22 protein-coding genes are annotated in these 18,837 nt (G+C 66.1%); 12 read left to right on the top strand and 10 right to left on the bottom strand.

The genetic code is table 11. The features are described from left to right. Positions 1 to 7: 7 nt before the first annotated feature. The gene (locus ACQUQO_RS03190; RefSeq protein ID WP_435076498.1) at positions 8 to 1,270 is read right to left on the bottom strand and encodes an NAD(P)/FAD-dependent oxidoreductase; all 1,263 of its coding nucleotides are present in this window, start codon (positions 1,268 to 1,270) and stop codon (positions 8 to 10) included. A 50-nt stretch (positions 1,271 to 1,320) separates the two neighbouring features. Then, a complete protein-coding gene (locus tag ACQUQO_RS03185; protein WP_435076497.1) occupies positions 1,321 to 1,599 on the bottom strand; it encodes a DUF7545 family protein in 279 nt (92 codons plus the stop codon). Between the two features lie 85 nt (positions 1,600 to 1,684). Between ACQUQO_RS03185 and ACQUQO_RS03180 the strand changes: the two genes are divergently transcribed. Beyond that, a complete protein-coding gene (locus tag ACQUQO_RS03180; RefSeq protein WP_435076496.1) occupies positions 1,685 to 2,875 on the top strand; it encodes a threonine synthase in 1,191 nt (396 codons plus the stop codon). 108 nt (positions 2,876 to 2,983) lie between these two features. On the opposite strand, the gene ACQUQO_RS03175 is transcribed toward ACQUQO_RS03180, so the two are convergent. Beyond that, complete coding sequence (locus ACQUQO_RS03175; protein ID WP_435076495.1) at positions 2,984 to 5,632, bottom strand: valine--tRNA ligase; 2,649 nt, start codon at positions 5,630 to 5,632, stop codon at positions 2,984 to 2,986. A 200-nt stretch (positions 5,633 to 5,832) separates the two neighbouring features. Here ACQUQO_RS03175 and ACQUQO_RS03170 point away from each other — a divergent pair, with 200 nt between their 5' ends. Continuing rightward, positions 5,833 to 6,117: a hypothetical protein gene (locus ACQUQO_RS03170; protein ID WP_435076494.1), complete on the top strand. Its 285-nt coding sequence runs from the start codon at positions 5,833 to 5,835 to the stop codon at positions 6,115 to 6,117. Positions 6,118 to 6,159: 42 nt separating this feature from the next. Beyond that, positions 6,160 to 7,056, top strand: coding sequence for a phosphogluconate dehydrogenase (NAD(+)-dependent, decarboxylating) (gnd, locus tag ACQUQO_RS03165; RefSeq protein WP_435076493.1), 897 nt, complete (start codon positions 6,160 to 6,162; stop codon positions 7,054 to 7,056). An 84-nt stretch (positions 7,057 to 7,140) separates the two neighbouring features. Here the strand turns inward: gnd and ACQUQO_RS03160 are convergent, their stop codons facing one another. Continuing rightward, entirely contained in the window at positions 7,141 to 8,502 is a 1,362-nt protein-coding gene (locus tag ACQUQO_RS03160) for an NAD(P)/FAD-dependent oxidoreductase (protein WP_435076492.1), read from the bottom strand. Positions 8,503 to 8,588: 86 nt separating this feature from the next. Between ACQUQO_RS03160 and ACQUQO_RS03155 the strand changes: the two genes are divergently transcribed. From ACQUQO_RS03155 to ACQUQO_RS03140, 4 genes are read left to right on the top strand one after another with little or no spacing between them, the layout of a single operon-like run. Continuing rightward, the gene (locus ACQUQO_RS03155) at positions 8,589 to 8,903 is read left to right on the top strand and encodes an MTH1187 family thiamine-binding protein (protein ID WP_435076491.1); all 315 of its coding nucleotides are present in this window, start codon (positions 8,589 to 8,591) and stop codon (positions 8,901 to 8,903) included. 40 nt (positions 8,904 to 8,943) lie between these two features. After that, positions 8,944 to 9,876, top strand: a complete 933-nt coding sequence (gene mch, locus ACQUQO_RS03150; protein ID WP_435076698.1) for a methenyltetrahydromethanopterin cyclohydrolase — start codon at positions 8,944 to 8,946, stop codon at positions 9,874 to 9,876. Further along, the gene (locus ACQUQO_RS03145; protein ID WP_435076490.1) at positions 9,873 to 10,352 is read left to right on the top strand and encodes a hypothetical protein; all 480 of its coding nucleotides are present in this window, start codon (positions 9,873 to 9,875) and stop codon (positions 10,350 to 10,352) included. The genes mch and ACQUQO_RS03145 overlap by 4 nt, the downstream gene beginning before the upstream one ends. A 30-nt stretch (positions 10,353 to 10,382) precedes the next feature. Continuing rightward, positions 10,383 to 11,057 (top strand): HAD family hydrolase, encoded by a 675-nt coding sequence (locus ACQUQO_RS03140; protein WP_435076489.1) that lies wholly within the window; start codon positions 10,383 to 10,385, stop codon positions 11,055 to 11,057. Here the strand turns inward: ACQUQO_RS03140 and ACQUQO_RS03135 are convergent, their stop codons facing one another. Both ACQUQO_RS03135 and ACQUQO_RS03130 read right to left on the bottom strand, forming a co-directional pair. Further along, positions 11,058 to 12,653, bottom strand: a complete 1,596-nt coding sequence (locus ACQUQO_RS03135) for a GTPBP1 family GTP-binding protein (RefSeq protein ID WP_435076488.1) — start codon at positions 12,651 to 12,653, stop codon at positions 11,058 to 11,060. A gap of 108 nt (positions 12,654 to 12,761) precedes the next feature. Continuing rightward, on the bottom strand, positions 12,762 to 13,253 hold the full coding sequence (locus ACQUQO_RS03130; RefSeq protein WP_435076487.1) for a J domain-containing protein: 492 nt from the start codon (positions 13,251 to 13,253) through the stop codon (positions 12,762 to 12,764). Positions 13,254 to 13,325: 72 nt separating this feature from the next. Here ACQUQO_RS03130 and ACQUQO_RS03125 point away from each other — a divergent pair, with 72 nt between their 5' ends. Continuing rightward, positions 13,326 to 13,526: a hypothetical protein gene (locus ACQUQO_RS03125; protein ID WP_435076486.1), complete on the top strand. Its 201-nt coding sequence runs from the start codon at positions 13,326 to 13,328 to the stop codon at positions 13,524 to 13,526. A gap of 1 nt (position 13,527) precedes the next feature. On the opposite strand, the gene pyrF is transcribed toward ACQUQO_RS03125, so the two are convergent. Beyond that, on the bottom strand, positions 13,528 to 14,334 hold the full coding sequence (gene pyrF, locus ACQUQO_RS03120) for an orotidine-5'-phosphate decarboxylase (RefSeq protein ID WP_435076485.1): 807 nt from the start codon (positions 14,332 to 14,334) through the stop codon (positions 13,528 to 13,530). 80 nt (positions 14,335 to 14,414) lie between these two features. Here pyrF and ACQUQO_RS03115 point away from each other — a divergent pair, with 80 nt between their 5' ends. After that, positions 14,415 to 15,059, top strand: a complete 645-nt coding sequence (locus tag ACQUQO_RS03115; RefSeq protein WP_435076484.1) for an HAD family hydrolase — start codon at positions 14,415 to 14,417, stop codon at positions 15,057 to 15,059. On the opposite strand, the gene ACQUQO_RS03110 is transcribed toward ACQUQO_RS03115, so the two are convergent. After that, positions 15,056 to 15,502, bottom strand: coding sequence for a DUF2240 family protein (locus ACQUQO_RS03110; protein WP_435076483.1), 447 nt, complete (start codon positions 15,500 to 15,502; stop codon positions 15,056 to 15,058). The two genes, ACQUQO_RS03115 and ACQUQO_RS03110, sit on opposite strands and share 4 nt — an antisense overlap. Positions 15,503 to 15,584: 82 nt before the next feature. Between ACQUQO_RS03110 and ACQUQO_RS03105 the strand changes: the two genes are divergently transcribed. Further along, the gene (locus ACQUQO_RS03105) at positions 15,585 to 15,956 is read left to right on the top strand and encodes a 30S ribosomal protein S8e (RefSeq protein WP_435076482.1); all 372 of its coding nucleotides are present in this window, start codon (positions 15,585 to 15,587) and stop codon (positions 15,954 to 15,956) included. Positions 15,957 to 16,298: 342 nt separating this feature from the next. After that, complete coding sequence (locus ACQUQO_RS03100) at positions 16,299 to 17,144, top strand: translation initiation factor eIF-2B (protein ID WP_435076481.1); 846 nt, start codon at positions 16,299 to 16,301, stop codon at positions 17,142 to 17,144. Between the two features lie 42 nt (positions 17,145 to 17,186). On the opposite strand, the gene ACQUQO_RS03095 is transcribed toward ACQUQO_RS03100, so the two are convergent. Together ACQUQO_RS03095 and ACQUQO_RS03090 are read right to left on the bottom strand one after the other, a co-directional pair. Beyond that, complete coding sequence (locus ACQUQO_RS03095; RefSeq protein ID WP_435076480.1) at positions 17,187 to 17,390, bottom strand: hypothetical protein; 204 nt, start codon at positions 17,388 to 17,390, stop codon at positions 17,187 to 17,189. Positions 17,391 to 17,490: 100 nt separating this feature from the next. Then, entirely contained in the window at positions 17,491 to 17,820 is a 330-nt protein-coding gene (locus tag ACQUQO_RS03090) for a hypothetical protein (RefSeq protein WP_435076479.1), read from the bottom strand. A 93-nt stretch (positions 17,821 to 17,913) separates the two neighbouring features. On the opposite strand from ACQUQO_RS03090, the gene ACQUQO_RS03085 reads away from it, so the two are divergent. Continuing rightward, entirely contained in the window at positions 17,914 to 18,834 is a 921-nt protein-coding gene (locus ACQUQO_RS03085; protein WP_435076478.1) for an A/G-specific adenine glycosylase, read from the top strand. The last annotated feature ends 3 nt before the right edge of the window (positions 18,835 to 18,837 follow it).

Here is an 18,837-nt window from a genome sequence, read left to right as displayed (position 1 = left end):
CCCCGAACTACCACGAATCGAGCACCGCACGGGCGGCCGCGCGACCGCTCTCCATCGCGCCGTGAATCGACGACCAGTTCGTGTACTCGCCGGCGAGATACACGTCCCCATCGGGTGCGTCCGTCGCCGGCAAGTCCTGATAGAAACCCGGCGGCTGGGCGAACTGCGCGAATCCGATGCGGTCGGTGGCGAGGAGTTCGCAGTCGTCGAACCGTCGTTCGGGGTACCACGCCACGAGCGCCTCGCGCACTCGCTCAGCCAGCTCCTCGTCGCTCCGTTCCTCCTCGCCGAGGAAGGTCGCGCTGAGCAGCTCGCGGCCGGCGGGGGCGTACTCGGGGGCCACGGTCGAGAGCGATGCGACGTGGTTGGGGTCGGTGCCGCCGGCGTTCAGGACGAGTTTCTTCCCCGTGTCGAGCTGTTGGTGGGTCGGCAGGGAGAGATACTGGGTCACGCAGCCGCGCGCGTCGGTCGGAATCGCCCCGACGCCGGTGAGGTCGCGGGCGTGCTTCGGGTCGGCGGCGACCACGACCGCATCCGCCGCGCGGGTTTCACTATCCAGTTCGACCGTCGCTCCGTCCCTGTCCGTTTCGACCGCTTCGACCTCGGTATCGAGCGTGATTTCGGCTCCGGCATCCCGCACGGAAGCGGCGAGTTGGTCGGCGATTGCGCCCATGCCCGCGGCGGGCACGGCAATCGAGCCGCCGGCGAGCATCCGGAAGGTGTACTGAAACACCGCCGCCGACGACGAGAGCGTCCTGTCGAGGGTAATGCCTCCATAGAATGGAGCGAAAAACCGTTCGACGAACTGCCGGGAGAACCCTCGATTTTCGAGGAAATCGCCGATTGTCGCGTCCTCGCCGGAGAAGACCTCGTGTTCGTCCCTGTTCGCGAGGTCACGCCAGAGCCTGAGCAGGCGCGCCATGTCGCCAAAACTCACGTTCGCGTTGAACAGCGTCTCGGTCAGCGAAGCAGGGTCACGCCGTGGGTCGGCGAGCACGCTCCGGGAACCGGGACGGGCGAGCGTCGCGCCGGGCGTGAACCGCCGCAGGTCGAGTTCCTGATACCGAAGTTCGCGCCGTGCGGCCGGATAGCCCGTGAAAAGAACCTGAAAGCCGCGGTCGAGCGTATAGCCATCCATCCGTCGGCTGCGCACTCGTCCGCCGAGCGATTCGCGCCGCTCGACGAGTTCGACGTCCGCGCCGCCGTCGGCGAGATGCCGGGTCGCGACCAGTCCCGCGAGACCGCCGCCGACGACGATGACCTGTGTCATGGCTCCCCTGTGCGGGCCGCCCACAAAACGACTGCGTGACGGCGCGCGGCTCACTCCCTCGCTTCGACCAGTTCCTCGAAGGAAACCCCGAAATGGGTCTCGAACAGCGCAAGCGCGTCCCGCTCGATGGCGCGGTCAGCCGTGGCGTCAGCGTCCATCTCGTAGGCGCGGCGCGTGACATCGAACTGGGCGATGTCGGCGACCACATCGGCCGGGCTATCGGTCTCGTCGGCGAGCGCCTCGACGAGCGCCCGCGGCAGTTCGAGTTCCGAGCGTTTGCCCGCTCCCTCGATATCGAAGCTGATGGTCTCGCCCGTGGGCTCGGTCATAGTGCTCGATGCGCCGGCGTCGGCAAACCGCTGGCGGTCCCGCCACGAAGGGAACCGATTAGTCGCTCGCGTCAGGAGTCGGCATATGGAGACGACGGCGGCGTTCGACGGACTCGTCTGTACGGACTGCGGCGAACGGTTCGATGCCGATAGCGTGACCCACGAGTGCCCCGATTGCGGCGGAATCCTCGACCCGAGCTACGAGTACGACCGCATCGACCTCGGGCGCGAAGACCTCGAAAATCGCCCGTTCGACGGGCTGTGGCGCTACGAGGAACTGCTGCCCATCCCGCGCGCATCGGCGGTGACGATGGAGGAGGGAACCACCTCGCTCGTCGAATGCCCCAGCCTCGCCGACGAACTCGGCGTTTCTCGACTGTTCATCAAGGACGAAGGCCGCAATCCTACGGGGAGTTTCAAGGACCGCGGCCACGCGCTCGCGGTGTCGGCCGCCCGCGAACACGGCGCGAGCGACGTCGCGCTCGCCTCGGCCGGCAACGCCGGTCAGTCGGCCGCGGCCTACGCCGCCCGCGCCGGGCTGAACTCGCATGTATTCGTCCCCTCGCGCGCGAACTTCGTCAACAAGGCGATGATAAACGTTCACGGCGGCGATATGAACGTCGTCGAGGGACGATTTTCCGACGCCGCCGCGGCCTGTGTCGACGCGATGGAGGAGGAAGGGTGGTACTCGACGAACTCCTTTAGCACCCCCTACCGCCACGAGGGGAAGAAGACGATGCTCTACGAGATAATCGAACAGCTCGACTGGAGAGTACCGGATGGCATCGTCTATCCGACCGGTGGCGGCGTCGGTCTCGTCGGGATGTACAAGGGCGCGCAGGAGTTCGAGGAACTCGGACTCGCCGACGACGTTCCAGCGCTGTATGCCGCCCAATCGAGCGGCTGTGCGCCAATCGTCGAGGCGTGGGATGCGGGTGCGGACGTCCACGAACCGTGGGCGGTGCCCGACACCATCTGCGGCGGCATCGAGATTTCCGACCCCGGCGCAAGCCCGCTGGTTCTGGATGCCCTCGACGAATCCGGCGGCGGTGCCGTCGCCACACCGGACGAGTCGATTCTCGACAGTGCCGTCACGGTCGCCCAGCACACGGGTATCGAGATGGGCGCGACCTGCGCGGCAGCAGCCAGCGGTGCGTGGGAACTTGCCGAACAGGGCGCATTCGGGGCCGACGACACGGTAGTGCTGGTGAACACCGCGAGCGCGAACAAGGAAGCCGACATCCTCCGCAGCCACCTGATGGGCAAAGGAATCTGAGGCCCTCCCTTTACTTCGAGCCATCGCGCTCGCTTCGCTCGGCGGATGCCGACACGCTCCGCACCGCGACCGCAAAGCACCGCAGCCGTGTCGACGGCAACCGAGACTTCAGGGGAAGACGAGCACCGTCGCGCCGTCGGCATCGAGTACCTCGACGGTCTCGCCAGCCGCGCGCTGCTCGTGGTGGATGTCGACCGCGTCGCCGTCGAGCACGGCGACTTCGCCGCCGGCATCGAGTTCGATTTCGCCCTGTTCGCGCTTCTGTGCGGCGATGTCGACGGGGTCGGCCGCTTCGAGCGCGCCGACGACTGCACCGGCCCGTTCTCGAAATTCCGGACCAATCTGGCTGTGGTCCGGGTCGACCTCGACGGGGACCATCTCGATGTCCGGGTCGCCGGTTTCGACGACGACGGGGGCGTTCACCGTCGCGCGCAGGTCGCCGGTGTCGAAGTCCATGTCCTCATCGGCGTAGATTTCGATGCGGTCGAGGTCGGCGTTGAGTGCCATCCCGGCCTCCGATTTCCACGCTCTGACTGCGCTCGCCACCGCCGCGATGCGCTCGCCGCGGGCCTCCACGGCTTCCGCTTCGGGGTCGAGTTCGGGCCATGCGGCCGCGTGGACGCTGCCCGTCGTGTTCGGGAGGTGGTGGTACGTCTCCTCGGCGAGAAACGGCGAGAACGGCGCAAGCATGCGAATCGATGCCGAGAGAACGGTCGAGAGCGTCCTCCGGGCGGCCGCCCGCTCTTCGGGACCGCCCTCGTAGAGCCGCCCCTTGATGAGTTCGAGGTAATCGTCGGCGAGGTCGTGCCAGACGAACTCCCGAACCGTCCTGAGTGCGCGGTCGAAGCGATAGTCGTCCATGTCGGCGGCCACGTCGTCGGCGACGCGTGCGCATTTCGAGCGAATCCAGCGGTCGGTGTCGGTGTATGCTGGCTCCGCTCCCTCGGAGTCGTCGAGGTGCTCGCTCGCAAACCGGGTGATGTTCCAGAGTTTCGTCAGAAACCGCGAGGCGCTCGTGACCTCCTTGGGCTGGAACTGGATGTCCGAACCGGGCTGGCCGCCGAGTGCAATCGCCTGCCGGAAGGCATCCGCCGAGTGTTCTTCGACGACATCGATTGGCGCGACGGAGTTGTCCTTCGATTTCGACATCTTGTTGCCGTCGGTTCCCAGCACCATCCCGTTGATGAGCGCTTCGTCCCATGGTTTCTCGTCTTCGAGCGCCGCCGTTCGGAGAATAGTGTAAAAGGCCCACGTTCGGATGATGTCGTGGCCCTGCTCGCGGAGCTGCACCGGCTCGAAGGATTCCTCGGGCCAGCCGGCGGCATGCAGCGCCGAGATAGAGGAGTCCATCCACGTGTCCATCACGTCGGTCTCGCCGGTCCAGTCGTTTGCGCCACAGTCGGGGCACTCGATTCCGGGGTCGTCCTCGGTCGGCTCTGCGGGGAGGTCGTCCAACGTGGCGATGTGCCAGTGGCCACAGTCGTTGCAGGACCACGCCGGAATCGGGGTGGCGAAGACGCGCTGGCGGGAAATCACCCAGTCCCAGTCCATCCCCTCGGTCCACTCCTCCAGACGGCCGTACATGTGTTCGGGAATCCACTCGATCTCCCTGGCTTTCGAGAGGATTTCCTCTTGGTCGACGCGGACGAACCACTGCTCCTTCGAGAGGATTTCGATTGGCGTATCACACCGCCAGCACGCCCCGACGGACTGCTCGATTGGCTCCTCGGCGTCGAGATAACCCTCTTCCCGAAGCGCGGTGGTGATTTCGTCCTTTGCCGCATCGAGGTCGAGACCGCCGAACGCCGCGACGCCCTCGTCGAGGCGGCCGTCCTCGGTCACCACAGGTCTGAGGTCGAGGTCGTACTCTGCCCACCACTCGACGTCCTGCTTGTCGCCGAAGGTGCATATCATCACCGCTCCGGTGCCGAAGTCCCCGTCGACGGCCTCGTCGGCGATGAGTTCGACTTCCTGACCGAAAATCGGGACCTCGAACGTGTCCCCAATGCGGTCGGCGTAGCGCTCGTCGTCGGGGTCGACCGCCATCCCGACGCAGGCTGCGAGGAGTTCCGGGCGCGTGGTAGCAATGGGTATGTCGTCGTTGCCGACACCGGGGAAGCGAACGGTCGCGAGCGTGCCCTCGCTGTCGACGTTCTCGACCTCGGCATCGGCGATGGCCGTCTCACATCGCGGACACCAGTTGACGGGGTGCTCGTCGCGGTGGACATACCCTTCCTCCGCCATCTCGACGAACGAGCGCTGGGTCTTCGCCCAGTAGTCAGGGTCCATCGTCCGGAACTCCTGATTCCAGTCCTGCGAGAAGCCTAACCTGTGCATCGTCTCCTTCATCGCGTCGATCTGCCCTTCGGTGTGTTCGATGCACAGCTCACGGAACTCCTCGCGGGAGACGTCCGTCCGCCGGATGCCCTGGTTCTCCTCGACTTTGACTTCCGTTGGCAGCCCGTGGCAGTCCCACCCCTGCGGGAAGGAGACGTCCTTTCCTTGGAGGCGGTGATAGCGGGCAGCGAAGTCCATGTAACACCACCCGAGCGCGTTCCCGATGTGGAAATCGCCCGTCGGGTACGGCGGTGGCGTGTCGATGACGTACCGCGTGTCACTATCGTCGGACTGCGTCCGATTGCTCGCCGAGCTTCGCTCGGCGGTGTCGTCGTAGCGATACAGCTCGGAATCGGCCCACTCCTCGCGCCATTTGGCTTCGAGGGCCGTGGGGTCGTAGCTCTCGGATAGCTCTGTCATGGTGAGAATGCCTGCGTCCGGTCAAGTAACGGTATCGAAAACGCGAGCCGGTCAGCGACGTACTACCGACGCCATCACGCTCATGCCATATCCACGCGGGCCGGCCGGATAAACGTTCGCGTTCGCCGGGTCACACGCCGAGACCGGGGCTATCTCGCCGGAGCCGTCATCGATCTATATGCGAATCGCTACCATGAACCATGAATCTGGTCTTTCGCGTGCTGGTCGGTGCCTTCGTCTGCGTCGCGCCCTCACTGCTGTTCCTCGGACTCTGGCACGGCCTCCAGCGGATGCAGGACGGCGAGTTCGTCGAACGGGTCGCGGGACATCACGGCGCAACCGTCGAGGACCTCTTGCCGACCACTCGAAGCACCCACGAACGCGATTCGACAGAACGGCGTCGGCTGCGACGAATGACTGTTGGGGGTGGTTCCGCAGCCCAGTTCGACGACCGGCATGGAGCGAACGAAGAGCCGCCCGGATAGCGGAATCACAACCCCTACCTGCGCGCCCGCGGAGGGTGGGGTATGCAACTGGGCGTCGTCGGACTCGGGCGGATGGGGCGCATCGTCGCCGGGCGCGCACTCGATGGCGGTCACGACGTGGTCGCCTTCGACATGGACGAGCAAGCGGTCGCGGCCGCCGCCGAAGTGGGTGTCGAACCGGCCGATTCCGTTTCGGACCTCGCCGAGAAACTCGGCAGCGAGAAACGGGTCTGGCTGATGGTGCCCGCCGGCGACGCCGTCGACGCCGCGCTCGCCGACCTCGAACCCCATCTCGATAGTGGTGACATCGTGGTCGACGGTGGCAACTCTCACTTCGAGGCGTCGGTCCGTCGGGCCGAAGGGACGGGAGCCGCGTATCTCGACTGTGGCACCTCCGGTGGGCCGGCGGGTGCGGAGGTCGGCTTTTCGCTGATGGTCGGTGGTCCCGAGTGGGCCTACGAGGAACTCACACCGGTCTTCGACGCCGTGGCGACGGGACCGGCGGGCCACGACAGGATGGGTCCCGTGGGTGCGGGCCACTACGTGAAGATGATTCACAACGGCGTGGAGTACGCGCTGATGGAGACCTACGGCGAAGGGTTCGAACTCCTTCACAATGGTCGGTACGACCTCGACCTCGAATCGGTCGCGCGCACGTGGAACAACGGCGCGGTGATTCGCTCGTGGCTGCTCGAACTCTGCGAGGAGGCCTTCGCCGAGGAGGGTGGCGATTTGGAGAGCGTCGCCGACCACGTTGCGGGCGGTTCGACGGGCACGTGGACCGTCGAGGAAGCACTCGAACAGGAGGTTCCCGTCCCCCTCATCTACACGGCGCTCGCCGAGCGCTTCGGCTCACGAGCCGACGGTCGCTTCGCCCGTCGGCTCGCCAACCGCCTCCGCTACGGCTTCGGCCGACACGAGGTCGCTCGGAGCGAGTGAACGAGCGAGAGCGACGATAGCCGAACGGGGAACCCGCGACCCGTGAGGCACGAGGTCGCCCACGAGGGGTGGCCATCGAACAACTCAACGACCGCCGTCGCCGACCGCCGGGACCGCCCGCCGCTGCTCGCTTTCACCCTTTTCGACGATGCGGTCCGCACAGGCGAAGCCGGCACGAATCCCGCCGTTGAGGCTTCGTTCCGGGTACTGTGCGCGACTCGCCATTCCAGCATAATAGACGCCGTCGGCAACGTCTTCGGCGAGGTCGTAAGGAATCACCATGTCGAGATACCCTCGCTCGTAGACCGGCGCAGTCCGGGGATTTCTGGCCGTTTTCATCCAGTTGACGCTGCTGCGGTCGAAGTCGGAAAAGAGGTCCTCGATGCCCGAGAGCCACGTCGCCTCAACCGCCTCGTCGCTCATCCGCCAGATGTCCTCTGCGGAGTCTTGCACGTAGCTCACCGCGTAGAGCAGGTGTTCGCCGCCGTAGTGTGTTTCGGGAACGAAATTGGTGTGTTCGATGAGCGCGCCGAATGGGGCCTCGTCGGCGATGTTGAGCCAGTAGGTGTCCATCACCGATTCGGATAGCGACATCACCGAACAGACCGTACCCTGAAAATCGACCTCGCAGGTGTAGCCCGTGAGGTCCTCCAACACGTTGGGCATCGCCGCGATGACGGTCCCATCGACCGCGTGGGTTTCGGTACCGCTATCGGCTGCGACGGTGAGCGATTCGACCTCGCTCCCCGTGGTTTCGAGGTCTGTCACGCGCGTGCCAGTCTCGATGTTCTCCCTACCCACTGCCGCGACGAGCGCATCGATGAGCCGATGGAACCCACCGTCGAAGTAGCCCAGTATCTCGCCCCGGAGGAGGTCGCGCTCGCCGCGGAACTTGACGCGCCCGAGTAGCCACGCCGCGCTCACGTCGTCCTTGCGCGAGCCGAACTTCGCTTCCAAGAGGGGTTCGAAGAAGTTCTCGTAGACGTTTCGGGTGGTGTGTTCGAGGACGAACTGCTTGATAGGAACGTCCTCGAAATTCCGGAGGTCCTCGTAGCTGTCGAACTTCGGGACCCCGCCGCGCACGTCGACATCGAGGGTGAGCATGCCGAGGCGAAACGTATCGTAGAGGCTCAGATGGGGATAGGCGAGGATTTCCCACGGCGTATTCATTGCGTGAGCGACGCCATCGACGTAGTAGGCGTTCTTGCCGACGCGCCATTCGAGTCCCTTCCCGAGTCCAAGTTCCTCGGCGAGTTCGACGATTGTCTCTTCGGATTTCGAGAGGTGATGATAGAATTTTTCTATCCTATCGCCCGCCGTCTCGTAGGTCGCGGCGAGTCCACCCACGTCCTCACTGGTCTCGAAGATGCGGACCTCGTGGCCGTGTTGCTGGAGGCGATAGGCCGCCGCAAGCCCCGCGATACCGCCGCCGACGATGCCGATCATACTCCCGGATTCCGGACCGGCGGGAATGTAGCTTGCGTTCGCCGGTCGGCCCACAGCGTTAGGTAGGTAGCCCGCGTCGTTTCCCCATGACCGTCGTTGCACTGCTCAGCGTCGCCCCAGTCACCGAGGACAGCATGGCCGGCGAGGTCGCGGAGGCCGTCGCCGCGCTCGAGGAGTTCGACGTGAGCTACGAAACCAACCCGATGGGCACGGTAATCGAGACCGAATCGGCCGACGAGCTTTTCGCGGCCGCACAGGCCGCCCACGAGGCCGTCGACGGCGACCGCGTGAGCACCGTGTTGAAAATCGACGACAAGCGCACCAGCGACGAGGCGGCAAGCGAGAAGGTCGCCGCCGTCGAGGACGAACTCGGGCGGGAGGCACACGGCGACCGTGAGTGACGAACCGACGAACGGTTCATCGTCCATCCCAACCACCGGTATGGACAGCCTCAATCGGATGGCGCTCGAACTCATCGAGGAGGCCATCGACTTCACCGATGAACTCGGCATCGAGGTCTTCGAACTCGACAACGGGGCAACGGTGCTCGACTTCGGCCATCGCGTTCCGGGCGGCATCGAGGCGGGTCTGCTGCTGGCCGAACTCCAGACGGCAGGGCTTGCGACCGTCCAGACGCGGATGGACACGGTCGCGGACGCACCCCTTCCCCATGTTGAACTCACGACCGACCGCCCGGCGCTTGCGCTGCTCTGCGCACAGAAGGCCGACTGGCAACTCGATAGAGAGGGTTTCGAGGGTCTCGGCGGCGGTCCCGCGAGGGCACTGGTCGCCGAGGCGGAGGTCTTCTCGCGGGTGGGCTACGCCGACGAGTTCGACTTCGGCGTGCTCGCCGTCGAATCCGACGCCGCGCCAACCGAGGCGGTCGCGGCCGAGGTCGCCGAACGCGCGGGCATCGAGCCGAGTTCCCTGTTTCTGCCGACGACGCCGACCGCGAGCCTCGCCGGCAGCCTCACCGTCGCCGCGCGGGCGGGCGAACTCGCGGCCGTGCGGCTGGCCGATCTGGGCTACGACCCGCTCGATATCCAGTCTGTGAGCGCGAGCGCGCCGCTGGCCCCTGTGGCCGAGAGCGAGGCGAGTGCATTGGGACGGACGAACGACGCCCTCGCCTACGGCGGACGGGTCCACATGACTGTCGCCGAGTCCTTCGACCGCTTCGACGAACTGCCGTCCACTGCCGGCGAGGAGTACGGAACCCCCTTCGAGGACATCTTCGCAAGCGCCGGCTGGTCGCTCGCCGACCTCCCCAGCGACCTCTTCGCGCCGGCCACACTCACCGTCGACGTGCTCGGCGGGTCGACGCACGTCCTCGGCGAAACGAACGACGAACTGCTCGCCGACTCGTTCGAGCTGTGAAGTTCAAGGTCGCACCCGAACCCCGAGACGAGGGGTTTCTCGACGACGCACAGCGCGCGCTCCCACTGGTCCCCAGCAGCGAGAACGACTGCTGTGCGCGCCTGCTCGACCGGACGGACCTCGCCGCCCGCGACGACGCCCGCGAGTGGATCACCTTCCTCCGGGCACTCGGTCTCGCCGAGGCAACCGACTCGGGCTACCGGCGGCTGCGCCGCGACCCCGATACCCGAACTCTCGCGACGTCGTTTCGCGAGCACGTCTTCGGGGCCGAAGCGGTGCTCGATGGACTTCGAAGCGAGAGCACACTCGATAGCGAGGCGGTCTTCGAGCGATTCCGTCCCCACGTGCCGAACTGGGAGCGCCATCGACGGCCCGACTGGGAGGACCACTGGCGCGAGCGCGTCGAACGGCTGCTCGGCTGGGCGGTGATATTCGACCTCGCCGAGCGAGTCGATGGCGCGTACCGTGCCGTCTGATTTTTGTGCTCGGAGCGCCTCCTTCGGTCAATGACGACCTCTGTCGATACGGTGTTGTTCGACATCGACGACACGCTCTGTGAGTACCGCCGCTCGGGTGACGAACTGCTCACGCTCGCCTTTGACGCCCACGATGTGGAGCCGTTTTTCACCATCGAAGACTACTACGCCCGCTACGGCGAGTTCGCCGAAACCACCGATTCTATCGACGAACTCCGCACGGAGTGCTTCGCCGGCATCGCCGACGACAACGACCGCGACCCCAGTCTCGGCCGTGCGCTGGCCGACGTCTACACCGAAGAACGCGACCACCGGAACGTCCGCGCGCTGCCCGGCGCGCGCGAGGCGGTCGCGGCACTCGCCGACGACCACCGAGTGGGAGTGGTGACGAACGGCCCGCCCGCCATGCAGTCGAAAAAACTCGCCGCGCTCGGTCTCGACGACGCCTTCGAGACCGTGGTCCACGCGGGCTACGACGCGCCCGCCAAACCCGACCCCGCACCGTTCCATCGGGCGCTATCCGCGCTGGATGGCGACCCCGAATCGAGCGTCCACATCGGCAACTCGCTGTCATCGGACGTCGCCGGCGCGCAGGCGGCCGGTCTCCAAAGCGTGTGGCTCGACGACGGCTCGGAACCCGACCCGGTTCCCGACCACACGCTCGCCTCGATGGAGGAACTCGCAAATCCGCCGTGGAACGCCTGATCAGTCGGTCGAAACACCGGTGACGGTGCCGACGCCCTTGCTCCGGCCCTCGCGGAAGACGAAGCGCTGGCCCTCCTCGACGAGATAGGGCCGAAACTTGAATCGCACAGTCGTGTGGCCGGTGTCGCCGGGCAGCAGTTGGCCGCCCTCGGGATGGAAGGATGCGGCCTCGCTCACCGTTTCGAGGTGGACGACCGGCTCGTAGCCGTCGTCGATTCTGGTGGGATGGTTCAACACCATCACCTCGGCGTCGAACTCCCTGACCGGTGTGGGGTCTGCCTCTCGTGGCAGGAGCACCATCCCGCGTTCGAGGTCCGCCTCCCGAACGCCCTTCAGCGCGATACCGACGATGCGGCCGGCCTTCGCGCGGTCGACGCGGTGGTAGTGCATCTCGATGGAGCGCGCCTCCACGTCGCGGAAGGAACCGTCACGGAACGGACCCAACAGGAGTTCGTCGCCGGCCTCGATGGTTCCGGAGCGCACAGTCCCGGAGGCGACCGCGCCGACGCCGGTGACCTTGTAGCTGCGGTCGATGTACATCGAGAACTCCCCCCTTTCGGTGCCGGTCTTCGGGAGGCGCTCGAACAGTTCGTCGAGCGCATCGAGTCCATCCATCGTGACCGCGCTCGTGCGCAAAATTGGTACCACGGTGTCGCCGATTTCGTCGATGGCCGCCTCGACCCCGTGGCGGTCGATACGCAGCGGGGTCTTGCCGACGTCCCTGAGCAGGCGCTCGACCTCGCGCTCGACCTCGATGGCGCGTTCGTCGTCGACCATATCGGTCTTGGTGATGGCGACCACTGTCGGAAGGTCGGTCGCCAGCAACACGCCGAGGTGTTCGCGGGTGGTCTTCGTCGGTCCGTCGTCGGCGGCCACGGTGAGCAGCCCGTAATCGAGTTTCTGGCCGACCAGTCCGCGGATGGTGGTTCGCAGCCACGGCTCGTGACCGACGGTATCGACGAAGGAGACCAGTCTGTCGGCTTCCTCGACGACCTCCGCGCGGTCGGCCTTTCGGTTCGGGTTGTGCGTGCGTATCGGCTCGCCGTCCCGAAAGCCATAGACCGCATACGAGAGGTCCGCCGAGAGACCGCGCTCGATCTCGTGGGGCTGGACGTCGAGGAAACTCCGCGTGCCGCCGTTGCCGTCGTCTGGCTGGCCCGTGACCAGCGACCCGACCAAGGTGCTCTTGCCGTGGTCGACGTGGCCGGCGGTGCCGACGACGATGTGGCCGTCGTCTTCTAGTATTGTGCCCTCGGCGACCGTGGCGACGCCGACGAGACCGTCCTCGATACCCCACGTATCGACCGCCTCGATGTGGGCGTCGGCCTCCTCGCACAGTAGGGAAAGGACGTCCATCGACTCGGAGAAGTCGTCGTGGGAAATGCCGGCGAGACCGCCGTCGTCGGTGACGCCCACCACATAGGTTGCTTCGCCGTCGCCCGAGAGCACGCGATGGCGGAGCTGGGCGGCGAGGCTTTCGAACTTGCCGTCGGCGAGGTGGAGGTCTTCGGTGAGCCGTTCTTTGAACTCGACGCTGCCGCCCTCGCGCTCGCCCGCCGCGAGCGCCCGTTCGAGGACGGCCCGGTCAGCGACCATGCCGAGTGGTGGCGTGCCGTGCGCAAAAACCTTCCCGCCGCGGCATACGGCCCGAATTTCGTGACTATCGCCACCGCGGTCGAAAGCCGTCGCTCGTCGTCCGACCGGTCACTCCGAGAGGCGTTCGTAGGCCTCGTTCACGCGCTTGAATCGCTGCTCGGAGCCGTTCTCGGTGTCCGGGTGGACCTCCTTCACTTTCTCGCGATAGGCCCGTCTGATTGCTGATTCGTCCGCGCCAGGGTCGACTCCCAGCGTTTGGTAGGCGTCCCGCGCGGACGGGCCGCTCGTCCGACGCGTGGCGCGGCGCTGGCGCGCATCCCGAAAGCTGCCCCCGCCCCGTGGGCCGGTCCAGTCCTCGCGCGGTCCCGCGCCGAACCCGCCGCGCTCGGTCGTCGTTCGCGCCCGTCCGGCACGGGTCTCGCGCCTGATGCGCTCTTTGAGCCGACCGCTCGCGTGATACCAGAGCACGTAGGTCGTCACACCGAACGGGAGCGCGACCACGAGCGCAACCGGACTGTAGGCGAACCCGAGCACCGCGAGCACGACTGTCAGCCCGGCGAACACCGACGCGAGGACGAGCACGAGCTGCGACCGGAGCACACCGGTCGTTAGGGACCGGGCGGCCTAAACCCCTCGCCACACCTTGAAGTTCGTGGCCGGCGAACGACCGCCATGAGCGTTTCCGAACTGTGTCAAATCTGTGAGAGTCGCCCGGCAGACCGTACCTGCGAACGCTGCGGGCGAACGGTCTGCTCCAAACACTACGACGACTCGTTCAGCCTCTGTCTGGACTGTGCGGAGGGTGCGGGGTCGGGTCCCGACGAACCGACGGGTCCCGGCCGTGAGGATGCCGGCGAAAACGTACGGTTTTAGTTCAGCGATACTCGTTCAACCGTCGTTTCAATCGTTTCGCCGCCTCGCCGGCCGCCTCGGCGAACGCCTCGCCCTCTCTGGCAAAGATGATGCTCCGCGAGGCGTTCACGAGACCGACACCGTCGGCGAGTCCGTGCTCGACGGCTGCCTCGACGTCGCCGTCCTGTGCACCCACACCGGGCACCAGAAAGGGGAGGCTGGGAGCGCGCTCGCGCACCCGCTCCAGTTCCTCCGGTGCTGTGGCTCCGACGACCAGCCCGACGTTGCCGCGCTCGTTCCACTCGCCGGCGAGGTCGGCGACGCGCTCGTAGACCGTCCCGCCCGAGGCGAGTTCGGCGTCCTGCAAATCCGCGCCGCCGGCGTTCGAGGTGCGACAGAGCACGAACACACCCCTGTCCTCCCGCGAGAGAAACGGTTCGAGCGAATCCTGCCCGAGATATGGGTTGACGGTGATGGCATCGGCTGCGTGCCCGCTGGCACGACTATCGAGTAAACTGGCGTACTGGCGGGCGGAGTTGGCGATGTCGGCACGTTTGGCATCCAACAGGACAGGAACGTCTTTGCCGTGGGCGTAAGCGATGGTCTCTTCGAGCGCCCGCCAGCCATCGCTGTCCTCGTAGAAGGCGGCGTTCGGCTTGTAGCAGGCGGCGTGGTCGTGGGTCGCGTCGATGATGCGACGGTTGAACGCCCAGCGCGGCAGGTCGTGCTCGCGGAGGTGGTCGGGCAGTCGGTCGGGGTCGGGGTCCAAGCCGACCGAGAGCACGCTGTCCGTGGCGTCGATGCGCTCCGCGAGGCGTTCGAAGAACATGCCTCACCCTCTCGGCGACCGACCAAGGGCGTTCGGGTTCGTCTCGCCACACTCATATCGCAGGAGTACCTATAGTCCCTATGTCCGTCTCGGCGGTCGCGTTCGACCTCGATTACACGCTTGCGGTTCCCGAACGCGACCGCCAGACGCTGCTCGACGAGGCGACCGCGGCGGTCGGCGCGCCCCGCCTCTCCCGCGAAACGTACCTCGATGCCCACCGGCGCAACCTCACGAACGAGACGCGCGAGGCAATCTTCGCGGACCTCCTCGACGAGGACGAGCCATCGCCCGCGGCGCTCGCCGACGCCTACCGCGAGACCATCGGCGACGCGCTCGTGCCGGTCGAGAGGGTCGAGGCACTCGTCGCGCGCCTCCGCGAGTCCTATCGGGTCGGACTGCTCACCGATGGGCCGGTGCACGCCCAGCGGGCGAAACTCGACGCGCTCGGCTGGACAGGTCTGTTCGATGCGGTCGTCGTTACCGGCACGCTTGCGGCTGGCAAACCCGACGAACGGGCCTTTCAGGCGGTCATCGACGAACTCTCGTCGACCGCCACCGAAACCGTCTACGTCGGCGACCATCCCGACATCGACATCGCGGGCGCACACGCCGCGGGACTGCGGACGGTTCAGGTCACCGATGGCGAACCAGCCGAGGAGGCCGATGCGTCGGTCTCACGGAGTGCGCTCGCGGCCGAACTTCCGAGCCTTATCGAGAGCCTCTAATCGCCGAGTTCGGCGAGCGCGCGCTCTGCGGCCTCGCTCACCTCGACGCCCCGCCGCCGGGCGTAGAGCACGGCGGCGGTCTCGATGGTGACGGCGAGCGATTGTTGAAGTTCGTTGATGTCGGCGACCGCTTCGCGCTTATCGATGCCCTCGGCGACGAGCGCGTCGAGGACCTGCTCGAACGCCGAGCGCTGGCGCAGGAGGTCCTCGCTGGGCACGAACTCCTCGGGAATCGTCACGCTGCCGGGGTCGAAGGAGGGAACGAGTCCGCTCTCGGTACGTTCGAGGAACCCCTCGCCGACGGCGACGTCGGCCAGCCGGGTCGCCTGCTCGGGCGAGAACCAATCCCTGTCGAGCGAGAGCGCGACGACGAACTCGCTCTCTGCCAGTTCACCCTCGCCGCGGCCCTGGAACGGTGCGGCGACGGCGCTGCGAAGGCTCACGGTGGAGGCGCGAGCGGCGTCGTGCTAAATCCATCGATGGGGTATCGAGCGATTCAAGTAGCGCGCTCGCCCGCATTCGGGTATGAAAGACCAGGGACGAGCGCTCAAAAAGCGCACCGGCGGGCGACGGCGACGAACACGGAAGAAGCGCAAACATCAGCTCGGCCGCGAGCCGACCGAGACCCGCGTCGGCGACCCGGTGTTGAAGACCGTCGATACGCGCGGCAACACGCGGACGGTCCGGGCGATTGCCACCGACCACGCAAGCGTCGCGGTCGACGGCGAGACGAGACACGCCGATATCGAGGATGTGACCGAGAACCCCGCGAACCCGAACTACGTGCGCCGGAACATCATCACCAAGGGCGCGCTCATCGAGACCAGCGAGGGCACCGCCCGCGTCACATCGCGGCCCGGTCAGGACGGACAAGTCAACGCCGTTCTCGAAGAGTAACTGTTTTTCTGCGGTCGCGGCTGCGGTGCGGCGGCGGTTCCTCGGTGGATGAAGGGCGAGGCGTGCGAGCGAACGGAGTGAGCACGCCGAGGGCTTCGGCGGGGTGGGTGCGGAGAGCGCCAGTAGTTCTACCGCGAGTGAGTGAAACGAGCGAGCGGGAGTTTTTGGTCCAGCTTTTTGCAAGCCGAGCGGGACCGAAGGTCCCGCTGGCCGTGCGAACGGGCGGCGAAGCCGCCCGTGAGCAGACGGGGGTCAAGCGAGCGAACGCAGTGAGCGAGCGCGACCCCCCGCAGTAAAAAGGTGGGTCGGAACGATTTTGCCGTGGCCGCGAGAGGCTTTCGTATGATAGACGAGACGGTCGAGGAGATACGCGAGATGCAGACCCACAGCTCCTCGGTGGTCGCCGTCAAAGCCGCCCACGCGCTCGCATCGCTCACCGAGCGCGAGTTCCGGAGCCTCGACGATTATCTCAGGGACGTCGAGCACAACTCGACGGCGCTGCGGCAGGCCAACCCCTCGCACGCTTCACTCCAGAACACCCAACGCGAAATCGTTGCCGCCCTCGATGCCGAGGACTTCGATGACATCGAAGCGGCCAAAGCCCGCACGCAGGAGGCGGTTCGGGCGGTCATCGAGCGCGTCGAGATGGCCAAACGGCGGGCGGCCGAGTATGGCGCGATGGCGCTTGAGGACGGAATGACGGTATTGACACACGACTACTCCTCGACAGTCCTAGAGGCCATCGAACTCGCCGGACGCGAGGGGGCCGAACTCACGGTCTATGTGACCGAGGCACGTCCCCGGTATCTCGGCCGGAAGAGCGCACGTACGCTCGCAGCTATCGACCGCGTCGAGACACACCTCGTCGTCGACAGCGCCTGCGGCCACTTCCTCCCCGAGTGTGAGAGGGTACTCATGGGGATGGACTGCATCGTCGGCGAAACCCTTTACAATCGCATCGGCAGCCTGCCCATCGCCGCGACCGCCGCCGAGACCGACACGCCCGTCACCGTGATCGGCTCCGGCGCGAAGATAATCGACGACGGGTTCGTCTTCGAAAACGAGTTCCGGTCGAGCAGCGAGGTGATGCGCGAACCCGCCGAGGGCTTCTGGATAGAGAATCCGGCCTACGACGCGACGCCGCTCCGTCTCGTCGATTCGGTCATCACCGACGAGGGAATGCGCTGACGACGATAGTCGTACTACCGACGACGGAACCGGTCGGCAGAGTCACGGACGGACGAGTTTGCGGGGGCGGTTCGCGATGGCGGAGTCACAGACGGGACAGCGGTAGTCGACCCGATTCGGGTCGTCCCCGTCGCGTGCGACCCGCCAGTCGCCGTCGACTGGACTGTCGTGGCCGCACGTGGGACAGTAGAGCACGGCCTTACGCGGCGCGCCGCTGTCCGGTGGGTGGCTGTCGGAGGGCATCATCGATTCGGGATACGGCCGCGACGGCAATAGGCTTGGCGGCTAACGGTTCTCGATGGTTTTCAATTCCAATAGATGGTTACATTCGCCGAGACGGAGCGATTCAATACTGGTAGCGACGCACGTCGTCTTGGTTTTGGCTCTGCACGTCCATCCCGCCGGTCATCTCGTCGTAGGTCATCCCCGAGAGGTACTCGTCGTAGGTCACATCATAACTGCTCCGGAGGTGGAAATCGAGCCGGCCGGTCTCTGCGCTGGTCTGGAAGAGCATGTGGACCGCCCGCCGGAGCAGTTCGTCGGTTTCCTCCGGGTCGAGCGCACAGGTGAGCAGCGCGAGTTCGTTACGCGTCTCGCGGTCGAGACTCACGTTCATACTCTCGCCGAGGTCGGCGTAGCGCGATTCGACGTCGTCGGAAAGTTCGTCGAGACTCATGGCCGGTCTGGGTCTGCCGTCCGCAAACCGCTTTCGGGTCGGCTCGCGCACGGAATCGCCATCCGTATGACGAACCCAGCACTACGCTAACCGATGAGCGAGTCCGCGTTTTCGCTTCCAGAGGAGACCGATACTGTCCGCTCGGCACTTATCGAGTGGTACGAGGAGGGTCATCGGGAGTTCCCGTGGCGCGAGACGACCGACCCCTACGAAATCCTCGTCTCGGAGGTGATGAGCCAGCAGACCCAACTCGATAGGGTCGTCGCGGCGTTCGCGGACTTCGTCGAGCGCTGGCCCGATGTCGAGCGCCTCGCGGCCGCCGACCGCTCGGCAGTCGTGGGATTTTGGAGCGACCACAGTCTCGGCTACAACAATCGAGCGCGCTACCTCCACGAGGCCGCCGGCCAAGTACTCGCGGAGTTCGATGGCGAGTTTCCCGACGACCCCGACGAGTTACAGCAGTTGCAGGGCGTGGGTCCCTACACCGCGAACGCGGTGGCGAGTTTCGCCTTCGACAACGGGAACGCCGTCGTCGACACCAATGTGAAGCGCGTGCTCTACCGGGCCTTCGGCGTGCCCGATGAGGATACGGCCTTCGAGGAAGCGGCCGAAGAACTGATGCCTGCCGGCGAATCCCGAACGTGGAACAACGCCATCATGGAATTGGGCGGTGTGGCGTGTACGAAGACGCCCGCCTGCGACGAGGTCGACTGTCCGTGGCGTGCGTGGTGTGAAGCCTACGCGACGGGGGATTTCAGCGCGCCCGACGTGCCCACCCAGTCGCCATTCGAGGGGAGCCGCCGGCAGTTCCGCGGGCGCATCGTCCGCGTGCTCGGCGAGTACGACGAACTGGCGCTGTCGGAGCTCGGTCCCAGAGTCCGCGTCGATTACACTCCGGAGGGCGAGCACGGCCAAGAATGGCTCCGCGGGCTGCTCGCCGACCTCGAAGACGACGGACTGGTTGCGCTCGATACCGACGACGCGGAGACGAGTGTCTGGCTCCGGGACGGGTAGTTC

Source organism: Halococcus sp. AFM35, assembly GCF_051195015.1.
Lineage (GTDB): Archaea > Halobacteriota > Halobacteria > Halobacteriales > Halococcaceae > Halococcus.
This window is presented reverse-complemented; position numbering and strand designations above follow the sequence as displayed.